The sequence below is a fragment of the Streptomyces sp. NPDC001219 genome, assembly GCF_053597915.1.
On the sequence record NZ_JBSFJF010000020.1, the window covers coordinates 37431 to 58093 of the forward strand.

The 20663-nt window shown below is 75.4% G+C and carries 17 protein-coding genes; 4 read left to right on the forward strand and 13 right to left on the reverse strand.

The features are described from left to right. Window positions 1–65: 65 nt before the first annotated feature. The 7 genes from fxsT to ACWC9R_RS15590 all read right to left on the reverse strand — a co-directional run bounded on the left by fxsT (window position 66) and on the right by ACWC9R_RS15590 (window position 12321). The gene (gene fxsT, locus ACWC9R_RS15560; RefSeq protein WP_450731930.1) at window positions 66–3086 is read right to left on the reverse strand and encodes an FxSxx-COOH system tetratricopeptide repeat protein; all 3021 of its coding nucleotides are present in this window, start codon (window positions 3084–3086) and stop codon (window positions 66–68) included. A gap of 133 nt (window positions 3087–3219) precedes the next feature. Continuing rightward, window positions 3220–4401: an FxsB family cyclophane-forming radical SAM/SPASM peptide maturase gene (locus ACWC9R_RS15565; RefSeq protein ID WP_450731932.1), complete on the reverse strand. Its 1182-nt coding sequence runs from the start codon at window positions 4399–4401 to the stop codon at window positions 3220–3222. Between the two features lie 160 nt (window positions 4402–4561). Beyond that, on the reverse strand, window positions 4562–4780 hold the full coding sequence (locus ACWC9R_RS15570; RefSeq protein WP_362604605.1) for a YxD-tail cyclophane-containing RiPP peptide: 219 nt from the start codon (window positions 4778–4780) through the stop codon (window positions 4562–4564). A gap of 103 nt (window positions 4781–4883) precedes the next feature. Further along, entirely contained in the window at window positions 4884–8273 is a 3390-nt protein-coding gene (locus tag ACWC9R_RS15575) for an SAV_2336 N-terminal domain-related protein (protein WP_450731934.1), read from the reverse strand. Between the two features lie 5 nt (window positions 8274–8278). Then, on the reverse strand, window positions 8279–9334 hold the full coding sequence (locus ACWC9R_RS15580; RefSeq protein WP_362604609.1) for an AAA family ATPase: 1056 nt from the start codon (window positions 9332–9334) through the stop codon (window positions 8279–8281). A 351-nt stretch (window positions 9335–9685) separates the two neighbouring features. Further along, window positions 9686–11905 carry a VMAP-C domain-containing protein gene (locus ACWC9R_RS15585; protein ID WP_450731937.1) on the reverse strand — a complete coding sequence of 740 codons (2220 nt, stop codon included), beginning with the start codon at window positions 11903–11905 and terminating at the stop codon, window positions 9686–9688. After that, window positions 11905–12321 (reverse strand): CU044_2847 family protein, encoded by a 417-nt coding sequence (locus ACWC9R_RS15590; protein ID WP_450731938.1) that lies wholly within the window; start codon window positions 12319–12321, stop codon window positions 11905–11907. Before ACWC9R_RS15590 ends, ACWC9R_RS15585 begins: the two co-directional genes overlap by 1 nt. Window positions 12322–12474: 153 nt before the next feature. On the opposite strand from ACWC9R_RS15590, the gene ACWC9R_RS15595 reads away from it, so the two are divergent. After that, a complete protein-coding gene (locus ACWC9R_RS15595; protein ID WP_018087464.1) occupies window positions 12475–12657 on the forward strand; it encodes a DUF6104 family protein in 183 nt (60 codons plus the stop codon). Window positions 12658–12774: 117 nt separating this feature from the next. Here the strand turns inward: ACWC9R_RS15595 and ACWC9R_RS15600 are convergent, their stop codons facing one another. Then, window positions 12775–13212, reverse strand: a complete 438-nt coding sequence (locus tag ACWC9R_RS15600) for a hypothetical protein (RefSeq protein WP_450731940.1) — start codon at window positions 13210–13212, stop codon at window positions 12775–12777. A 199-nt stretch (window positions 13213–13411) separates the two neighbouring features. Between ACWC9R_RS15600 and ACWC9R_RS15605 the strand changes: the two genes are divergently transcribed. Both ACWC9R_RS15605 and ACWC9R_RS15610 read left to right on the forward strand, forming a co-directional pair. Next, window positions 13412–14341 carry a DUF4097 family beta strand repeat-containing protein gene (locus ACWC9R_RS15605; RefSeq protein ID WP_450731942.1) on the forward strand — a complete coding sequence of 310 codons (930 nt, stop codon included), beginning with the start codon at window positions 13412–13414 and terminating at the stop codon, window positions 14339–14341. A gap of 2 nt (window positions 14342–14343) precedes the next feature. Further along, window positions 14344–15489, forward strand: a complete 1146-nt coding sequence (locus ACWC9R_RS15610) for a helix-turn-helix transcriptional regulator (RefSeq protein ID WP_450731944.1) — start codon at window positions 14344–14346, stop codon at window positions 15487–15489. Between the two features lie 84 nt (window positions 15490–15573). Here ACWC9R_RS15610 and ACWC9R_RS15615 read toward each other — a convergent pair whose 3' ends face one another. Continuing rightward, on the reverse strand, window positions 15574–16737 hold the full coding sequence (locus ACWC9R_RS15615) for a serine hydrolase domain-containing protein (RefSeq protein WP_450731946.1): 1164 nt from the start codon (window positions 16735–16737) through the stop codon (window positions 15574–15576). 364 nt (window positions 16738–17101) lie between these two features. On the opposite strand from ACWC9R_RS15615, the gene ACWC9R_RS15620 reads away from it, so the two are divergent. Continuing rightward, window positions 17102–17983, forward strand: a complete 882-nt coding sequence (locus ACWC9R_RS15620) for an SCO6745 family protein (RefSeq protein WP_450731948.1) — start codon at window positions 17102–17104, stop codon at window positions 17981–17983. An 89-nt stretch (window positions 17984–18072) separates the two neighbouring features. Here ACWC9R_RS15620 and ACWC9R_RS15625 read toward each other — a convergent pair whose 3' ends face one another. From ACWC9R_RS15625 to ACWC9R_RS15640, 4 genes are all read right to left on the reverse strand, one after another. Next, window positions 18073–18636, reverse strand: a complete 564-nt coding sequence (locus ACWC9R_RS15625; RefSeq protein ID WP_450731950.1) for a Clp protease N-terminal domain-containing protein — start codon at window positions 18634–18636, stop codon at window positions 18073–18075. Next, window positions 18636–18845 carry a helix-turn-helix domain-containing protein gene (locus ACWC9R_RS15630; protein ID WP_009718008.1) on the reverse strand — a complete coding sequence of 70 codons (210 nt, stop codon included), beginning with the start codon at window positions 18843–18845 and terminating at the stop codon, window positions 18636–18638. The genes ACWC9R_RS15625 and ACWC9R_RS15630 overlap by 1 nt, the downstream gene beginning before the upstream one ends. 106 nt (window positions 18846–18951) lie before the next feature. Beyond that, window positions 18952–19539 (reverse strand): HutD/Ves family protein, encoded by a 588-nt coding sequence (locus tag ACWC9R_RS15635; protein ID WP_450731952.1) that lies wholly within the window; start codon window positions 19537–19539, stop codon window positions 18952–18954. A gap of 75 nt (window positions 19540–19614) precedes the next feature. Further along, the gene (locus ACWC9R_RS15640; protein WP_450731953.1) at window positions 19615–20577 is read right to left on the reverse strand and encodes a zinc-binding dehydrogenase; all 963 of its coding nucleotides are present in this window, start codon (window positions 20575–20577) and stop codon (window positions 19615–19617) included. Between the last annotated feature and the right edge of the window lie 86 nt (window positions 20578–20663).

Sequence of the window (20663 nt, forward strand, 5' to 3'; positions counted from 1 at the left end):
CCGGTGGTGAAACAGCGGAAGGGCCCGTCCCCGGTGGGGGCGGGCCCTTCCGCTGTCCGCGGGGGCTAGACCGGCTGTGGTTCGAAGTCCCAGTACGGGCGCCGGCGGCGCCGGGCGGACAGGGTGTGCGGGTGCTCGGCGCCCAGGGTCTCGGAGAGCTGCTGGATCGCCTCCTGTTCGAGCTTGGCCGCCTCCTGGCCGCGGCGCAGCGCCCGCAGGTCCTCGGACAGCGCCGTCTTCGCGGAGAGCGTCAGCGGATGGGTGCCGCCCAGCGCCGCCTTGGCCCGTTCCAGGGTGGTGCGGCCCAGCTCCACCGCGCCGTCCTCGTCGTCCACCCGGTTGCGGGCGGCGGCGGCGTTCAGCGCGCAGCCCAGCGTCCAGGGGTGGCCGGGGCCCATGGCGTCGGTCATCCCGCGCAGCGCCCGCTCGGCGAGGTCCAGCGCCTCGGCCGGGTCCCCGAACTCCCCGCGGACCAGCCCGACGTTGCCCAGGGTGCCGACGGTGTACGGGTGGCGCTCACCGGCGAGGGCGCGGTAGCGCTCGGCGACCTCCTCCGCGAGGTCGCGGGCGTGCCCGAGGTCGCCGTGCTCCCGCAGGAAGGTGGCGTGGTCCGCGCGCACCATCAGCGTCTCCGGGTGGCGGGGCCCCAGCACCCGGCGGGAGCGCTCGACGAGATCGGCCAGCAGGGCGGCGGCGCGGGTGACCTCGCCGGAGCGGCGCAGGCACAGCGCGAGGTTGTGCTCGGCGCGCAGGGTCTGCGGGGTGTGCGGGCCCATCACCTGCAGGTGCAGCCGGGCGTTGAGCTCCTGGCTGGAGGTGGCGTCGCGGTAGCGGCCGAGCAGGCGCAGGGTACGGGCGTAGGCGGTGCCCGCGTTGAGCGTGAGGTGGTGGCGGGCGCGCAGCTCCCGCTCCCGGAAGGACAGCACCTCGCGGTGGGTGACCAGGGCTTCCTCGTAGCGGCCGAGCAGGGCCAGGACGCTGCCGAGGTTGTGCCGGGAGGAGAGGGTGCGGGGTGCCTCCGGGCCGAGCAGCTCGGTGTAGGCGCGCCAGACGGCGTCGAAGAGGTCGTAGGCCTGCTCGTAGGAGCCCAGCGCGATCAGCGTGCCGGCCAGCCCGTCCTGGGCCCGCAGCAGGTCGGCGTCGGAGGGGTCCCGCTCGGCGGCGAGCTGGTCGACGACGGCGCTGCCGACGGCCTCGGCCTCGCGGTAGCGGCCGAGCCGGCGCAGCATGTTGGCGTGCTGGTGGGTGAGCACGAGCATGGTGCGCTGGGTGGGGGCGAGGCGGGTGCGCCAGCGGGAGACGAACTGTTCGCACAGCCGCAGGCCCATCCGGTACTCGCCGCGGACCCGCAGGTACTCCACGCAGTTGAGCAGCAGCTGCTGGACCGCGGGCTCGGGGCTGTCGAGGACGCCGGCCGGCTCCAGATGCGGGATGAGTTCGGCGTAGCGCTCCCAGTAGCGGGTGTCGGCGGGGTTCTGCGGGTCGGCGGTGACCAGCACCCGGCAGGCGCACGCCGCCATCAGGTCGCGCTCGTCCTCGGACATGTCGCTGCGCAGGAACCGGTGGTAGAGCCGGTGCATCAGCGCGGTCTCCACGGCCGGGTCGGCGTCCTGGGAGACCTGGTAGTCGAGGCGTACGGCGGTGGACTCGGTCAGCCGGCGCAGCGCGGTGTTCCAGCTGATCGGCTCGGCGGCGAGGTCAGCGAGGTGCTCGGGAAGGTCGCCGCGGCGGGCCCGGGCGAGCATCGGGACGGGGATGGTGTCCGGGGCGAAGAACGCGAACAGCTTGAGGAGTTCGACCGCGGCCGGGCTGCGTTCGCGCAGCGTGTTGAGGGTTATGGCCCAGCTGGTCTGGAAGGCCATGGGGTAGTCGGAGGAGATCCGGATGCCGACGAGGCTGGGTTCGCCGCGGCGGATCAGCTCGATGTACTCCTTGGGGGACATCGGGTTGGCGTCGAGCCAGGCGGCGGTCTGGGCGAGCAGCAGCGGCAGGTCCTGGACCGCGTCGGAGAGCAGGTCGGCTTCCATCGGTGTCAGCCGCGGGGCCCGCCGCCGCGCGTAGGCGACGCTCTCGACGCGGTCGAAGGGCGGCACCTCGATCTCCTGGGCGCTGCCGGAGCCCGACCAGTCGCGGGTGAGGGTGGTGATCAGGACATGGCCGCGGCCGTCGGGGACCAGGTCCTCGATCGACTCCATGTCGTCGGCGCTGTCGAAGATCAGTAGCCAGCGGCGGTAGGGGCGGCCGATGCGGAGCGCTTCGTGGACGGCGCGGATGCGGTCGCCCAGCTCCCGGCCCACGGGGAGGCCGAGGCGGGTGGCGAGGTCGGCGAGCTGTTCGCGGGCGGCGCCGCGGTTGGTGGCGCTGATCCACCACACCACGTCGTAGTCGTTGCCGAAGCGGTGGGCGTACTCGGCGGCGATCTGGCTCTTGCCGACGCCGGAGGTGCCGTACAGCGCGATCCGGGTCTCCAGCGGCGGGCCGGCGCCCGCGCCGGAGCCGGCCAGCTTGCCGTGCAGCGCTTCGAGGACGTGGTCGCGGCCGGTGAAGCGGTTGTTGCGGCGCGGGATGTTCCACACCTCGGGCGGGTTGTTCGGGAAGCGGGGGGCGCCGGGCTCGTCCTCGTCGACGGTCCGCCCCGGGCCCCCGATGCCGAGCCGTTGCAGCACCCGGCGGTTGGCCTCCTGGGCGTCCAGGTCGCGCAGGTCGGCGGGGCGCAGCAGGGACGCCGTGGCGGGCAGGCTCTGGGTGGCCACGCTCACCGCGGCGAACCGGTCGGCGTGCGCGGGCACCACCTCCCGCAGCGCCGCCGTCCACTCCTCCTGCGTCTTGGGGCCCAGCCGGAAGTACCAGTCGTCCAGCACCATCAGCAGCCGGCCCTCGGCCTCCAGCAGCCCCGACAGCTCCGCCACCAGCGCGGTGTCCGCCCGGGGGTCCCAGCGCAGCATGGTCGTGCCGTGGCCCTGCTGCTCCAGTTGGTGGGCGATCCAGGCGGCCCAGGGCCGGGTGAAGCCGGCGTAGCTGATGGTGATGTGTTCGGTGGAGCCGGCGGTACCGGAGGAACCGGAGAAATGGGCCTGATCGACCATGCGACCGTCTCCCTGGGATGCGATGGTGCGCGCGCGGAGAGGCTGTCTCATCAGGCACGCCCTGGCTTTTTGGCACGATAGCCCAAGTGTCCCTCCATATGACGACAGTGCGTCAGGTCATCTCGGGCGCCCGTCAGTTGAGGGCGACCGTGGCGTCCAGGCGGGCCGCGATGTGGCGGATCAGGCGCTCCAGGTCGGCGCAGTAGACGGACGGGTTGCGGAAGCCGCCGGTGTCCGCGCGGTAGCGGTGGGCGTAGTTGCCGCCGCCGCACACCTCGACCAGGGCGCAGCCGCGGCACTGTGCCCCGAGGCCGTCGCGGCCGCTGCGGCGGGCGGCCATGCCGGGGTGCGCCAGGGCCTCGTCGAAGCTGTGGCGGAAGACGTCGAGGCCGGTGGCGGCGGCGCCCTCGTAGGTGGACTTGAGCGAGTCGACCTGCTCGATCGCGCCGTCGGTGTCCACGACCAGGGCGACGACCGGGGAGAGCCCGACCGCCTCGCTGGAGCTGGGGCGGCCCAGGAGCAGGCCGAGGATCTCGGTGAACACCCGCACCCGGGGGCCGGGGCCGCCGTCCCACCACAGGTCGAAGACGGTGCACAGCCAGTCGCCGTACGGGGTGCGGCCGGCCGGTCCGGCGGGGGCGGCCGGGGTGCCGTTCCCCGCGGTGGCCGGGGGCGGGCTGGACCAGTTGGCGTGCGGGAGGAGGAAGTCGACCATCGGGGGGCCGAGGGCGCGCAGCGACTCGTAGACCTCGGCGGGTCCGGCGGTGATGTCGATGGTGCAGAGGATGCCGGCGAACACCTCGGGGCGCGTGCGGAGCAGGCGTACGGCGCGGGAGACCGCGGGCCAGGAGGGCCGCCCGGCGTGGTCGACGCGGCGGCGGTTGAGGCCAGGGCTGCCGCCGTCGAGGCTGAGGCCGAGCCGGAACCCCGCGGCGCCGAGGGTGTCGAGGGTGTCCCGGGTGAGCAGCGTGCCATTGGTCTGCACCCCGAACTCCGCGGTGCAGCCGGCGGGCAGCGCGGCGCGGACGGCGGCGGCCTGGGCCAGCAGCGGTCCGGGGCCGGTGAGCAGCGGCTCGCCGCCGTGCAGATCGATCCGGACCTCGGGCAGCCGGTGGGTGCGGGCGTGTTCGGCGATGCGCAGGGCGGTCTGGCGCATGGTGGCGGCGGGGACCGCCGGCGGGCGGGCGCGCCAGCTGTGGTCGGGCCCGGCGTAGATGTAGCAGTAGGTGCAGGCGAGGTTGCAGCGGCTGTGGACCTTGAGCACGAACTGCCGGAAGGGCACGACAGCGGTCGGGCCGGTCTTCTCCCCCGCCACGGGTCGCCCCCTGCTCTCGTCTGCCTGCGTCGAGGTACGGGCTCGCCAACTGGCGCCCGCTGTCTGGTACATGGCTCCGCTCCCGGGCGAGGAACCAATTTCCCCGGGCAACTGGCCGGTTCCCGTGCACGTTTGCCCAAAAAACGTCCGTGCCCGGCCGTCAGTGCAGGACCTTCTCCGGGCCGTCCTCGTAGTAGGCGACGGCGTCCTCCGCCGCCGGCCAGTTGCGCAGCAGCAGCGCCGCCACCTCACGCAGCACCGCATGGTCCGTCCGTGCCGCCAGAACGCCCACGTCGACCCCGGCGAAATCCGGCAGCCGCTCGGCCGACGGCCCCGGCGGGGCGGCCACCGCCGGTTCGGTGCGGGGGGTAGTCGCCACGCTGCTCTCCTCTGGCCGGCTGGACGGGTGTGTTCCCGAACTGCCGTCCACAGAAACACGGTCCGGTGCGGACGGCAGACAGCCGGACGGGTGCTCGGGGCGGTCAGGCGGTGGATTCGAGGGCGCGCATACGGGCGCGGGTGCGCTGGGCCTCGGCGCCGGTGTCCTCGCCGGCCCGCTGCCACTGCTCCCAGCTCTCGCGGTAGGCGTGGAGTGCGGGCCGGGGGCCGGCGGTGACCTCCAGGACCTCGCCGCGGCGGTGGTGGGCGCGGGCGGCCAGGAGCGCGCTGTCGGACCGGCGGGCGGCCGCGGCGGCCCGCCGGTAGCAGGCGGCGGCCCGGTCGTGGCGCTCACGGGAGTCGAAACGGCGGTCCAGCAGCAGCTGGACGTCGCCCACCTCCAGCCAGGCCTCGGCGGCGACCGCGTCCGGTACGTCAGCGCCGCGGGCGGCCAGCTCCAGAATCCAGTCGGCCTCGTGCAGATCGGCGAGCGAGGGCCGGCGTTCGTGGCGCAGGCGCAGCGCGCGGCCGAACAGCAGCCGGTGGCTGCCCAGGTCGGGGTCGTGCGGCGCGACCCGGCCCAGCGCCTCGCGCAGGACGTGCACCGCCTCGTTGGCCAGCCGCCGGCCCGGCTCCTCGGCCGGCTCCAGCCGGGCCCGCAGCAGCAGCGCCGCACCACGCTCGGCGAGCAGCGCGCTGTGCTCGGGCGAGTCGGGGGTGGTCAGCCGGAGGGCGGCGGCCAGCGCCGCGATCGCGGCGTCGAGGGCGTCCAGGTCGCCGGTGCGGGTGTGGACGGCGCGCTGGGCGGCGGCCGTGTGGCGCAGGCTGTCCGCCTCCAGGGCCCGGTCGTCGAGGGCCTGGGCCAGTGCACGGGCCCGTTCGAGGGTGGGCAGTACGGACGGCAGGCCGGCGCCGCCGTTGAGCCGGCGGGCCGCCGCGAGGTCGAGCAGGGTCTCGCAGACCAGCCGGTCGGCCGTGCCGCCGCGACGGCGCAGCAGCACGGTGGCGGTGTCGAGGTCGTCGGCGGCGCGCACCGCGAGCGCCTCGGCGGGGTGGGACCCTCCGGTGTCCCCGCGGGCCGCCCGCCGGGCCTGGTCGAGCAGGACGCCGCCGCGCGCGGCGTACACCTCGCCCGGCACCTGCTCCCCGCTGGGCCACTGGTCGAGGAGGGTGGTGAGGGAGCGCTCCGCCTCGTCGAGGGGGTCGGGGGCGGCCGCTCCGTCGGTGTCCGGTACGGCCGGCAGGGCGGCCAGGCGGCGCAGGACCTCGGTGCGTAACACCATGCTCTCCAGTACGCGGGGGTCCAGCAGGCTCATCAGCCCGCAGGCGGTGTGCAGATGGCGGGCGGCGTCGGCGAGCGCGGCGCGCTCCTCGGCGAGGGTGCCGGCCGCCCGGCGTTCCCGGGCGCGGGCGTGGCCGACCCGGCCGAGCACGATCAGCGCCCGGGTGCGCTCGGCCTCCCGGCCCGCCGTGGCGCCCTCCCGGTCGTCGGCGGCCGCTTCGCCCGCGCTCGCCCGTTCCGCGGCGCGGGCGGCGCGCTCCGCCTCGTCCAGGGCGTCCGGCTGGCCCCAGGTCGCCCAGGCGTGCAGCAGCGCGCGGGCGAGGTCGGTGCCGGCCACCGGCAGGCGTGCGGTGGCGGCGCGCAGCAGCCGGACCGCCTCGATCAGATCGCGGCCCGCCCGGTCCTGTTCGTAGCGCTCCAGGAGGGCCGCGCCTTCCGCGGCGGGTCCGTCGGACGCGTACGGCCGCCGGGCGGGCGGGCGCAGCGCCGGTTCGAAGCGGCGCAGGACGCGCTCGGAGACCCGGGCGAAGGGCTCGGGGACGGCCCGCCGGCCGGTCTCGGGCTCCCGGCCGCTGCCGGAGAGCATGGCGACCGCGACGGCCGGGAAATTGCGGGCGCTGCGGCCGAAGGTGCGCTCGACGTAGAGCGAGCAGTGCTTGAGGACCAGGGCGGCCTCGCCCGCGCTGAGCCGGGCGAGGAGTTCGTCGCGCACCCCGGGCGCGAAGTCGTACCAGGGGCCGCTCACCCCGGACTGCTCCCCCGACGGCAGCCCGTCCGGCGGGAGTTGCGTGACCAGCCCGCTGAGCAGCACCTCCGCCAGCTCGGCCGGTCCGGTCTGGGGCAGCATCGCGCGCTGGACGAGCTGGATGACGGGCAGGGCGAGCGGGACGGCGGAGAGGTGGACGGCGAGCAGCCGGGCGGCCGGTGAGGCCTGCTGGTCGAACTCGCGGACCATACGGGCCGGGGCTGCGGGCCCGGTCGCGGGCGGCGGGCCGGCGGGAAGCCCGGCGCCGTGGTCGGCGCGGACGACGGAGGCCGCGCCGCGCAGCGAGAGACCGGCGTCGGCGGCGGCCAGCCGGGCCCAGGAGCCGAGGGCGGAGGGGGTGGCGGACAGGACCGGGACGGCGCGCTCGCGGGGTGGCTCGGACGCGGCGCCCGGCGGGCCCTGGGGACGGCGGCGGCGCCGGGCCGGCCGGAAGTCGAGGGCCTGGAAGGGGCCCTGGCGGCGGACGAGGGTGCCGGCGACGGCGGGCAGGAGGGTGCGCGCCCACATCCGCTGCGGCAGCGGCTGGACGACGGCGAGCGGGGCGTCGGCCGCCCAGCGGTAGAGCAGCCGCTGCATCCGGCCGTCCCGCCAGAGGGGGCCGGCACAGTCGCTGACGACGAGGGTGAGGTGATGGCCCGTCGGGTCGTGCAGCTGGTCGGCGGGGCGCAGCGGGCGGCCGGGTCCCGGGGCCGCCGCGACCCCGATGTCCTGGCCGTGCGGATGGAGGTAGTGCACCGTGACGTCGCGGAAGGCGCCGACCCGTTCGCAGACCTGGCGCAGGTCGTGCAGCATCTGCTCCCAGACGGCCATCGAGGACGAGCCGTCCATCAGGAGCCGCAGCGCGGCCGCCCGGCGGTGCACCCCGCGCAGCACCGGAATGATCATTTCGGCGTGGGCGGAGAGCTCGGCGGTGGCGGGCTCGTCGAGCTTTTGAGGGACCGGGGCGACCGGCGGGCGGTAGCGCTGGATGGGCCGCAGTGCGCGTTGCAGCGGCAGCAGTCCGGGGAACGCGGAGGCGATCGGGACCGCGACCTCGCCCAGGCGCTGCCGGTCCGGGTCGGGGAACCTCGTGGGGGTCTCCCCCAGGTCATGGGTGGGCAGCAGCTCCGCGACCCGGCGCCGGGTGCTTTCCTGGAGCGCGGAGGGCGCGGGGTCCCCGTCCGCCGGCCCGGCCGCGCCGCCGGGCGGTGCCGTCCCGTCCGCGCCCGCGGGTCCGGCGGATACGGCCGGTCCCACCCGGAAAGTGGCCGGATCTGTATGGTCCGGACGGTCGGTGCGGGCGGTTCCGGGGTCAGGGGCGCCCTCGGCCCGTGGTGCGCCCGGGGTGATCCACTGGGCGAGCCAGAGGGCGTCGGCCATCCCGCGGGCGTCGGCCGGCAGCCCCGCCGCGGTCAGCCGGGCGACGAGTTCGTCGAGGGGGCCCGGGCCGGGCTCCCCGGGGGGCACCGGTCTCACCTCGTCCGGTCAAGAGGCCGCATCAGCTCCGCTGTCAGACGCCGCCGCGTCTCCTCCTCGTCCTCGTCCGTCCAGCCCGCGCGCTGCGTCAGGTGGATGGCGTTGAAGAGCTGGTCGACGGCCCGGACATCGCCGGGCTCGCGGTCCAGGAAGCGGTCGATCACCGCTTCGTAGCGCTCGGCGGCGCCCTCGCCGAAGTGCGCCCGCACCATGGCGGCGAGGCGCTCCTTGTCGGGCACCGGGATGTGGAGGTGGATACAGCGGCGCAACAGCGGTGCCGGGAAGTCCCGTTCGCCGTTGCTGGTGAGGACGATGAAGGGGAAGGCGTGGCAGCGCACCCGGCCGTCGCGGACCGTGACCCGGGTGCCGTCGTCGCTGAGCACCTCCACCTCGGGGGCAGATCCGGCCAGCCGCTCCAGCTCCGGAATCCGGAACTCCCCTTCCTCCAGCACATTGAGGAGGTCGTTGGGCAGGTCGATGTCGCTCTTGTCCAGCTCGTCGACGAGCAGCACCCGGGGCCGGGCGGCCGGCAGCAGGGCCGTGCCCAGCGGGCCGAGGCGGATGTAGCGGCCGATGCCGCCGCCGGGTTCGTCGGTGGGGTCCGGACCGGCCGGCACCCCGTCCTCCCCGCCGGCCGGGGCGGCGCGGGCGATCTGGAGGTCCTGGAGGCGGCCGATGGCGTCGTAGTCGTAGAGACCGTCACGGAGCGTGCTGCGGCTGACGACCGGCCAGCCGAGCACCCGGCCGAGGCCGAGTTCGTAGGCGACCGAGTGGGCCAGGGTGCTCTTGCCGCTGCCCGGCGCGCCGGTCACCAGCAGCGGACGGCGCAGGTAGAGGGCGGCGTTGACCAGCTCGCGCTCGGTCTCGCCGGGGCGGTGGTGGCTGGCCTCCCGGTGCTGGACGCCGAGCCTGCGCTCGGAGGAGGGGTCGAGGGCGGCCGGCGGCGCCACGAGGGGCCCGCCGTCGAAATCGCGCCAGGGGGGTGGCGGCGGAAGTTGCTCAATTCCGTCGTGCGGTGCCCCCGCGCCACGGTAGATGAGCCAGTCGCTCACGTCGGAACTCCTCGTCGCCGGCCAGGCCTCGGTCAGGAGCGATGGTCATGGCGGAGCACCGGAGATGTCGGCATCCGCTCGCCCTCCCCCCGCGTCCGCCACCCGCCATCACGCGGTCGCGTCCTCACGAACAAGTCTTCCACGACGCTATGACAGTACCCACCCGGACGGAAGCACACGGGGCGGTTTCCGGTCTCCCACGTGGGCGCCACGAAAGCCCAAGTGCCAGGTACGGGGCGCGACTTGCCGCACGAGGGGCGGCCGCGGCCGGGGTGGGCACCGGGCGCGTGCGAGGCGTGCGGGGAGCGTGCGCGGCGGACGGCGCCTCAAGGGGCGGCGCCCCCGTGCCGCTCATCGCGGCGACATCTGGGGGCAGTCCGTGAAGAGCGGCGGAATCGGGTCCTCCGGGTCGTCGTAGAGGAGCACCAGATCGCGCGCCCAGTGGGTGCCCTCCTCCGCGGCCTCGGCGGCCTTGGCCCGCAGCTGCCGGACCAGTTCGGGGAGCCGGGCCACCCCGCCCGACCCCTGGAGCAGCTCCCGCACCCCGCGGTGGAACTCCTCGCAGCCGGCGTCGCAGTCCTGCTCCTCGCCGTGCCCGTGGGCCGGCCACAGCCCGGCCGGGAAACCGGTGTCCAGGGCGACGCCGACCGCGTCCCGGCCGAAGCCGTCCGCGACGGCGTGGCACAGCGCCGGCAGCGCGCCCTCACCGGCCGTCTCCAGCAGCCGCCAGATCGCCTCGGCGGAGCCGGACCGGGCGTCGGTGCCCGGCCGCGGCGGGAGGCGCAGGGCGTGCAGTTCGCGGGCGGCGGCCAGGCCCTGCCAGCGGCGCAGCCAGGCCGGGTCGACCTGTTCCCGGCGCCCCTGATCCCGCAGGATCACCGCGCGCCCGGGGCCCACCGGCCGCAGCCGGGCGGTGCGCCGGGGCGACGCCGCGACCTCCCACTGGCCGGCGGCGGTGTCCCAGCGGCCCTCGGGGACGGCGACCTCCAGGCGTACCCGGGCGCCCGGCCCGGCGTCGCCGTCGGCCCGCAGCAGCCGTCCGCCGAGCCGCCGCAGCACCTGCTCGCGCGCCTGCTCGAAGGGCACCCCGCCGGCCGTCTCCTGGACGTCCACCCGCAGCCACTGCCCCCGGCCGTAGCCCTCGCTGACCGACCAGTTGAACAGCTCCGGCCCGCCCTCGTCGTAGAAGAGCGGCTCGAACTCGACGAGCACGGAGCGCGGACGGCGCCGGACCGGCCCTATCCTCCGGCGGTCCTGCGGCTGCAGCACCACCGCCTTGGCCTGGACGAACTCCGTGAGGCGGGCGGCCTGTTCGCGCACCCCGGCGGCCTCGTCGCCCGGGACGTCGCGCACCTCGTCGGCGGTCAGCTGCGCCACGATCCGCAGATAGTGCACGAAGGCGCGCAGCTCCGTGTACGGGTCGCTGCCCTGGTAGAGCGCGCCGTGGCCGTCGCGCCAGGTACGCAGCAGCCAGGCTCCGGGCCGCTCGCCGCGCTCCAGCACCTCACCGACCGCGGCCTCCACGACCAGCGGATCGCGCGGTGCGGGCAGCCGGGCGAGCAGGTCCAGGGCCTGCAGCCGCTCCTGTACGCCCCACAGGCGGCCCCGGCCGGCCATGATCGCGTGCTGGGCGTCGAACCAGGTGGGCCCGGCCGTGCTGCCGAGGTCCTGGCCGGCCCAGTGCCAGCGGTCGTGCGCGCTCATCAGCGCGTGGTACGGGTCGGGCCCCAGACCCTCGGCGCCCTCGGCCAGGTGTTCCGGGCCCAGCCCGCGCAGCGCGGTGACCGGCACCGCCAGCCCGACGTGGTCCTGTTGGTGGCGGCCCTTGACGATGCCGACCACCTCGCCGCGGTCGCAGTCGAGCAGCGGGCCGCCGGAGGCGCCCGGTGTGACCCGGACGTCGCTGCCGAACTGGAGGCCCCGGGCGTCGCGGGCGCCGAAGCGGACCGCGATGAAGGGGTCGACGGGGGTGGTGAGGGGAGCGCGCGGACCGCCGGGGGCGCCGCGCCGGCCGCCCGGCCCGGAGCCGGTGCGTGCGTCCCGCGGGTCGCGGCCGTTATGCACGTCCCGTATGGGGGCCGCTCCCCGTGGGCCGGCGCCCCCGCCGCCGTCCTCCTCGGTGCCCGCGCCCGGCTGGTCGTGCCCGCGGAAGATGTACGCGTCCTCCAGGAGCGTCGCCGGCTGGTCGCTGAGCCAGGCGCAGGGGTGCTCGGTCACCGGGTCGAGCAGCCGGACCAGGGCGAGGTCGGCGCGGGCGGCGGCGGGCCCGGCGTCCGGACGGGGGCGGCTGAGGTCGTAGGCGAGCCGGGCGGGCAGCACCCCGCCGTCGTGGGTCACCCCGAACACCCCGTCCGGGCCGGTGTCCCGGCGCCGCCCGTCGCTCGCCGCGAGCACATGGGCGCAGGTCAGCACCCACCCCGGGGCGACCAGCACCCCGCTGCCCCACAGCCGGGCGGTGGCGCCGCCCGGGGCGGCGCGCAGGCCGACGGTGGTGCGTCCGGCGTGGTCGAGGAGCTGTGTGTAGCGGGCGCGGTCGTCCCGGCCGGCGGCCCGGCGCTCGGAGGTCGCCATCAGCGGCCCGAATCGTCCGGCCCCCGGGGGCCGGGCGGGGGCGTCCCGTGCGGCGCTTCGCCTCCTGGCGCCCGGTCCGCGCGCCAGGTGAGGGTGACGGAGAGGTTGGCCTTCGCCTCGCCGTCCGCGAGCAGGGCGACGGCCTTGCCCGGCTTGGCCGACAGCTCCACGCCGAAGGTCACACTGGTCTCGTGCGGCGCGACCCGCTCGGTGGCCTGCCGGACGCTGGCGGCGACCCCGCCGATCACCTCGCGGAGCCCCTCGACCCGGGCCCCGAGCGCGTCCCAGGCGCCGACGTCCTCGAATTCCGCGTCGGCGTCGTCCGTCCCGTCGGGCTCCGGGGTGTCGAGCCGGGAGACCCGGGCCCAGACCTCCGTGCCGTCGGGGAGTGCGATGCGCTGTGCGCGCTCGTGCATCACGGCCTCCTGCGCCCCGTGGGCGGCAATTTCCCAATTGCCGCAGGACCGTTGACAGGTGATCAGGCTAGCCGCCGGCCGTCTGTGGCGCGAGAGGTCCGTGAGCCTGCCTATCCTGGCCGGGAATGACCCATGACCCCTGGTGGAGAGCGCGTGTATTTCACTGACCGTGGCATCGAGGAGCTGGAGAACCGGCGCGGCGAGGAAGAGGTCACCCTCGCCTGGGTGGCCGACCAGCTGCGGACGTTCGTCGATCTCAATCCGGACTTCGAGGTACCGGTGGAGCGGCTGGCCACGTGGCTGGCCCGGCTGGACGACGAGGACGAGGACGAATAAGAGCCATCGAGGACCGGGCGGGACCGGGAGCGCGGCCCTCCCGTCGCCCGGCACCGGGTCGTGCGCGGACGGTCCGCCCCCCGTAAGGGCGGCGGACCGTCGTGACCGGTCCGGAGATCAGGCGCGGCCGAGCGCCTTGCGCAGGTCGCTCTTCACGTCGTACTCGGCGTTGAGAGCCGCCTGGCCGGCCCGCCGGTCGTGCTCGATGTACGCCTTCTTGTTGTGGTGCTCGGCGGCCTCGGTGCCGCCCGCGGCGCCGTCGAGGGCCCCGCGGATCTCGTCGCGGTGGCGCGCGTGCCGGCAGGCTCCCTTGGCGTTGACGATCTCCCCCTGGACCGCGTGGTTGTACTTCGCGGCCTTCTTGTAGCTGCGGCCGCGGTCCGCCGAGATGGCCTTGTCGTTGAGCGAGTAGGCCTTCGCGATCAGCCCGTGGCACGACGCGGCAGCGGAGGCCGGGGCGGCGGGAGCGGCGGGAGCCGCGTGGGCGGCGGTGACCGGCAGGCTCAGGGCGGCGCCGAGCACCAGCGTCGAGATCAGCCCCGTGGAGGTACGCACAGTTTCAACTCCCCTATGGCATACGCCATGACAACGGTGGTCACCGGCCAGGACACCGCTTTCCGGGTGCGCGGTTGCACCCCCGGCGGCGATGGCGGACCCCGCACAACCGGACGCTTGACTTCCACAATCCGCGATATATCGTGTTCTCAAGAGACGCGATATGTTGCGTTGCAGGGCTATCCAGGGGAGGCCAGGAATGTCAGCCCGGAGCGAGTGGTCGCAGCCGATGCAGGTGGCCGAGCCACGCACACTGGAGATCCCGGACCCCTTCGACGCCGTGAACGTGCGCGTGGTCGGCGGCACCGTCAACGTCGTCGGCACCTCGGAGGGCGGTCCGGCCCGGGTCGAGATCAGCGAGCTGCACGGCCCGCCGCTGACCGTCGGGTGCGAGGACGGCACCCTCTCGATCGCCTACGACGACCTCCCCTGGAAGGGCTTTCTGAAGTTCCTGGACCGCAAGGGGTGGAACCGCAGCGCGGTGATCTCGGTGACGGTGCCGGCCGGCACCCGTGTCGAGGTCGGCGTGGTGGGGGCCGGCGCGGTGATCTCCGGCATCTCGGGGCGTACGGACGTCCGCGGGGTCTCCGGTGACGCCACACTCGTCGGGCTGACCGGCAGGGTGCGCGCCGACACCGTCTCCGGCAACGTCGAGGTGCAGTCGGTCACCGGCGATCTGCGCTTCCACTCCGTCTCGGGGGATCTGACGGTCATCGACGGGGCGGGCGGGGCGGTGCGCGCGGACTCCGTCAGCGGCGACATGGTCCTCGACCTGGACCCCGGCCGGGCCGCGGACATCGCCCTGACCACGGTCTCCGGGGAGGTCGCCATCCGGCTGCCGGACCCGGCCGACGCCAGGGTGGAGGCCAACACCGCCAGCGGCACGGTCTCCAACGCCTTCGACGACCTGCGGGTCACCGGCCAGTGGGGCGCCAAGAAGATCACCGGTGCGCTCGGCGCGGGCACCGGCACCCTCAGGGTCACCACCGTCTCCGGCGGACTGGCCCTGCTGCGCCGCCCCTCCTACGGGGACGAGGGGCATCGGCCGGGCGGCCCCGGCGACGGCCCGGCCCCCGGCCCGCAGGGGAACTCCCCCACCGACCCGCCCGCCCGGAAGAAGGTGCTCTGAGCATGCCCCCCGTCTTCGCCCATGGCCGCCTCCGCCTCTACCTCCTCAAGCTGCTGGACGAGGCGCCGCGGCACGGCTACGAGATCATCCGCCTCCTGGAGGAACGCTTCCAGGGCCTCTACGCCCCCTCCGCCGGCACGGTCTACCCCCGGCTGGCCAAGCTGGAGGCCGAGGGCCTGGTGACCCACACGACCGAGGGCGGCCGCAAGGTCTACTCGCTCACCGACACCGGCCGCACCGAACTCGCGGACCGCGGCGGCGAGTTGGCCGATCTGGAGCTGGAGATCCGGGAGTCGGTCGCCGCGCTCGCCTCCGACATCCGGGAGGACGTGAGCGGTTCGGCGCGGGATCTGCGCCGCGAGATCCGGGAAGCCGCCCAGCAGGCCCGCAAGGACGCACGAGGCGACGGAACGGCCGGGCGGACCAGCGGGACCGCGGACGGCGCCGACGAGCGGCCGTTCCCGGGCGCCGGCTCCTTCGAGGGCGCGTTCCGCGACAAGGAGTCCTGGCAGCAGGCGAAGGAGGAGTTCCGGCGCGCCAAGGAGGAGTGGAAGGAGCAGGCCCGCCGGGCCAAGGAGGAGAGCCGGCGCGCCAGGCAGGACGCCCAGCGGGCCCGTAAGCAGGCCAGGGACGCCCAGGTCTTCGCACGCGAGGAGGTCCAGCGGGTCATCCGGAACGTCCAGGAACAGGCCCAGGGGGCGGTGCGCTCGGGCGACTGGTCGGGCGCGGTGCGCGAGGCGCTGTCCGAGGTGTCCCGCGAGGTCGGCCGCTTCACCGGCGGCCCGTCCGACGCCCGGCGCGAGACCGGTGAGCCGGGCGGGGCCGGGCGGGCCGGCGCGGACGACGGGACCGGGGTGACGGTCGAGCGCGTCGACCGGCCCGGGGACGGCGCCGGTGCGGACGCGGCGGCCGAAGCGCCGCCGGCCCCGGAGTGGGCGCGGGAACCGGCCGGTGACGACCCCGCCCGCGACTTCGACCGGCTGCTGGACCGCTTCCGCGACGACCTGCGGGACGCGGCACGCGATCACGGCGTCACCGCCGCCCAGCTCAGGGAGTCCCGCGACCGGCTGTCCACGGCCGCCGCCCACATCGGCGCGCTGCTGCGCCACCCGGAGCGGTACGCCGCGCGCACGGACGGGGACGACTGACGCCGCCGGGGCGGGGCCGGCGCGGGAGACCACCGCGGCGGGGCGGGTGCCTCAGGGCGCGCCCGCCCCGCCGCGGCCGTGCGCTCAGGCCCCGGCCGTGGGCTCCGGGGCCCCGACGCAGCTCCGCAGCGCACCGATGAGCCGGTCGGCCCGCGGGTCACCACCGGCCCCCATCCGGTTCGCGGTGTAGGCGAAGCCGACGCCGAACTCGTCGTCGCCGAAGGCGAACTGACCGCCCGCCCCGCTGTTGCCAAAGGAGCGCGTACCGAGCAGCCGACGGAACGGCGAGTCGACGAGGAAGCCGCTGCCCCAGCGGGCGCCGAGGTCCGGGAACCCCGACCACGACGGACCGCCCGACAGCTGCCGGACCGCGTCGGTCACGGTGTCGGCGCCGAGCAGCCGCGGCCCGCCGTCCACCCCGGTCGCGACCGCCGCGTACAGGGCCGCCAGCCCGCGGGCGCTCGACACCGCGCCCGCACCGGGGAACTCGGCGGTCAGCAGGTCCGGGGAGTTGTAGCCGTGCGGATCGTCGAGGCCGGGGAAGGGCAGGACGCCGTTCTTCGTCAGGGCCCGCATGGGCAGCAGGTCGGCGCTCGGCAGCGGGGAGCGCCCCGCGGCCTCGGCGAGCCGGGCCAGCCGCGGCACCTCCTCCCGCGGCATCCCGATCCAGGTCCGCAGCCCCAGTCCGTCGCCGACGGCCTCGCGGAAGTGGCCGCCGGGCGTCCGGCCGGTCAGCCGCCGGATCAGTTCGCCGATGATGAAGCCGAAGGCGTGCGCGTGGTACTCGTAGGCGGTGCCGGGCTCGTACAGCACCGGCTGCTCCTCCAGGGCGCGGATCACCGGCGTCCACCGGGTCAGCTCCCCGAAGCTCAGCCTCCGCTCGGCGAGCGGGATTCCGGCGGTGTGGGCGAGCACCATCCGGGCGGTGATCCGCTCCTTGCCCCCTTGGGCGAACTCCGGCCAGACGTCGGCCACCGGGGCGTCGAGATCCAGCTTCCCCTGCTGGGCGAGCAGATGGGCGCAGATGCTGACCGGGCCCTTGGCGAGGGACATCACGGGAAGGACGGTGTCCTCGTCCCACGCGCGCCCGGTCCGGTCGTCGGCGGTCCCGCCCCACAGGTCGACGACCTTGCGCCCGTCCGCGAACACCGCGACGGCGGCGCCGAGTTCCCGGCCCTCGGCGGCATTCCGCGCGAACGCGTCCGCGACGGCCCCGAATCCCTCGTCGGCCCATCCCTGCTGTGACATCTGCGGCCCGCTTCCTCGCGTCGTGCGGCCCCGGCCCCCCGTGGGCCGCCGCCGGCCGGGTCACCGTACGTGTGCGGCCGCCCGTGTTCGACTCAATTTCCGCCGCACGAGGGGGTTTGGGCCACCCGGGGCCGCGGCGCCCGGAAGCGGAATCCCCCAACCGACCTTCTGTTACCCACAGTTGCCATCTGCGGTCCGGATTCACGCGGCGTAATCGGGGAAGTGACTACTTCGCACGGTTTTTCGTTCGGCACCGGGTACCGGGGAGCCCCACCGCCCGATTCCGCGGGCCGGCGGCCGTGGTCCGGACCACCGTCCGACTCTCCCGTCTGCGCACGCATCGTGAAGGCCATGAGGTAAAGCGATGTCGGAATACCTTTCGGTCGCCCGCCGGATGTGGCACCTGCTGGAGCCACTGCACGCCACGCTGTACTTCGCCCCCGAGGCCCGCCGGATCGCCGCCGGCCTCGGCCATGACGTCGCGTCCCGCTGGCCCAGCTATTTCGCCTGGCGTACGGCTCCGCTGGGCGCCGCCGGACCCGAGCTGGTCGCCGCGACGTACTACACCTTCAGCCCGCGGATGGTCGCCCGTTACGTCCCGCGGATCTGGAGCGTCGCCGCACCGTCCGTGGTGCTGGAGGCCCGGCTGCTGGCGATGGACCGTGCGCTGACCGCCCTCGTCGACGGCCGGCTGACCACCGCGCAGCTCATGGAGGCGGCACGGCTCGCCCGGCAGGCCGCCGAGAACGCCGGTCCCGCCGCCCGTCCGCTGGCCGCCGCCAACCGCGATCTGCCCTGGCCGGACGCCCCGCACCTGGTGCTCTGGCAGGCCGCGACGGTGCTCCGCGAACACCGTGGGGACGGCCATCTGGCGGCCCTGCTGACCTGCGAACTCGACCCGTGTGAGGCCCTGGTGTCGTGTGTCGTCACGGGTGCCGCGCCGGCCGCCGACTTCGTGGGACGCGGCTGGAGCGCACAGGAGTGGAGCGACGCCCGGCACCGTCTCGCCGCCCGTGGCTGGATCGCCCCGGACGGCACCGCGACCGACCGCGCCCGCACGGAACGCGAGGCGATCGAGCGGACGACCGACCGGCTGGCGGCCGGGCCGTGGCGGGCACTGGGCCACTCCCGCGCCGAACGGCTGGCGCATCTGCTCCACCCGGTGCTCGGCGCCGTCTCCGAGGCCGGATACCTCCCCCGGCGCAGCACCCCGGGCCTCGGGAGGGTGCGGGCCGGTCAGCCGTAGGGGCGGTCCGGCCGGGCGCTGCCAGGAGGCCCGTCCCACCGGGCGGTCACGAGGCGGCCCCGTGGACCCCTGAAGCCGCCCCGCCCGGCTCAACTCGCGCGCCGGCCCCCCGCCTCGCCCAGCGACCGCACCACCGCGTCGTGCGTCACCCCGATATCGGCGAGCACCGCCGCGGCCGGTCCGGAGCCGGTGGTCAGCGCGAGCAGCAGATGCTCGTCGCCGAGGTGGCGCTCACCGCGGCCGACCCCGATGCGCAGCGCGCGCTCCAGTACGGCCTTCGCCTCCGGGGTGAAGGGCCGGCGCACCCGTTTCCGGCGCCCGGCCGTCCCGTCGGAGGCCAGCGCGCCCACCCCGTGGGTCTGCTCCACCCGCGCCACGACCGCGTCGATGTCGATCCCCAGCCCGGCCAGCGCCGCCGCGTCCGCCGCGGTCACCCCGCCCCGGCGGCGTACCTCCGCCAGGGCCTGCGCCACCGACTCCCGCCGTTCGTGGACCCCGAGTGCGGCGAGCACCCCGGCGGCCGGTGACTGCTTACGCTCCAGCAGTGCGAGCAGCAGCTCCGGTTCGCCGATCGTCCCGTTGCCCGTACGGTCCGCCTGCTCCGCCGCGCCGCGCACCACCGCGCGTGCCTCGGCCGTGAACTTCTCGAACATCAGCGCCTCCCGTGCTTCTTGTGCACTGCCTGCCTGCTGACACCCAGCTCCGCCGCGATCTCCTGCCACGACCAGCCCTTCGCGCGGGCGCTGCGCACCTGCACGGCTTCGAGCTGCTCCAGGAGCCGGCGGAGCGCGGCCACGGCGCGGAGCCCCACCCGGGGGTCCCGGTCACCGGCCCGCTCGGCGAGATCCGTTGCTTCGGTCATGGATGTCAATGTACGTTGACACCCGTTGGACGTCAACCATCATTGACAGGTGTGGCGCGAATCGCCCGGGGGTGGGCACACTTGAGGAGTCCGTGGGCCGGGAGGTTCAGCCCGGGGGGCGGGCGGCCGCGGACAGGGTGATCAGCGCCGCGGTGCCGTCCGTCCGCACCTCGGCGGGCGCCGCCCGCGGCCCCGCCAGCAGCACCGCGTCGAAACGGGCCAGCGGCACCGCTGGCCCGCCGGGCGTCCGGACCAGGGTCTCCCCCTCGACGGCCACGACGAGCACGGCCTCCGGGCCGTCGGCGCGAGCGGCGCCACCGGCCGGCCGCCATACCGGCTCCACCGTCCGGCGGCCCCGCAGCATCTCCACCGTCGCGTCCGCCCGCCCCTCCCGCAGCATCACGTTGAGGTTGACGACCGGGCCGTCCAGCAGCCGGGAGCCGGTCTCCGCGCCGCCGGGGAAGGCGAACGGGCGGCCGCGGTCCGGGAGGAGCCGGGTGGCGCCGTCCACCGTCAGCTCCAGCCCGGCCCCGTCGACGACGGTGAGGACGCGCCGGACGCCGGGCAGCGGCGAGTACGGCCCGTCCCGGGTGACGTCCGCCAGGCTGACCCGCCAGACGAAGGTGTCCCAGCCGGCGCCCGGCGGGTGGACGGCGACCTCCCGGGTCACCCCGCCACCGTTGCTCCACGGCATGGCGGGACGCCCCTCCGCCCGCAGAATCCGCACGCTTCGCAGCCTTCCGATGAGGAGTGAGTGTCCGTCAGGCCGTCAGACGGTCAGCACGATCTTGCCGAACAGCTCACCCTCGGCCATCTTGCTGAAGCCCTCGCGCGCCCGGTCCAGCGGCAGCGTCGAGTCGATGACCGGCCGGATGCCCTTGGCCGCGCAGAAGCTGAGCAGCGAGGCCAGCTCCGTCTTGTCACCCATCGTGGAGCCGACGACCTTCAGCTCCAGGAAGAAGATCCGGTTGAGCTCCCCGCTCTTCGGGGTGAAGCCGCTGGTGGCGCCCGAGATGACCAGGGTGCCGCCGGGGCGCAGCGACTTGACGGAGTGCGACCAGGTGGCGGCGCCGACCGTCTCGATCACCGCGTCCACCCGGTGCGGCAGCCGCTCACCGCTCGCGAACACCGCCTCGGCGCCCAGCTCCAGGGCCCGCTTGCGCTTGGCCTCGTCCCGGCTGGTGGCGAAGACCCGCAGCCCGGCCGCGGCGCCCAGCACGATGGCGGCGGTCGCCACACCGCCGCCCGCGCCCTGCACCAGGACGCTGTCGCCGGGCCGTACGCCCCCGTTGGTGAACAGCATCCGGTACGCGGTCAGCCAGGCGGTCGGCAGGCAGGCGGCCTCCTCGAAGGACAGCTCCTTCGGCTTGGGCAGCACATTCCAGGAGGGGACGGTGACCTGCTCGGCGAAGGTGCCCTGGTAGCGCTCGGTGAGGATGGAGGGCTTCTCCTTGGGGCCGACGCCGTGGCCGGTCTGCCCGATGACGGAGTGCAGGACGACCTCGTTGCCGTCCTCGTCCACCCCGGCGGCATCGCAGCCGAGGATCATCGGCAGCGCCTCGTCGGTGATCCCCACCCCGCGCAGCGACCACAGGTCGTGGTGGTTGAGGGAGGCGGCCTTCACGTTGACGGTCGTCCAGCCGGGGCGTACGCCGGGGGCCGGGCGCTCCCCCAATTCGAGGCCGTTCAGCGGCTGGTCACGGTCGATGCGGGCGGCATAGGCAGCAAACATGAGCCCAACGTAGGCCGCTGCCGGGCGCTTCGGTACCGCGTACGGGTGTGACACGCACCGCGTCGGCCCGGCGGCGCACCGCGCTC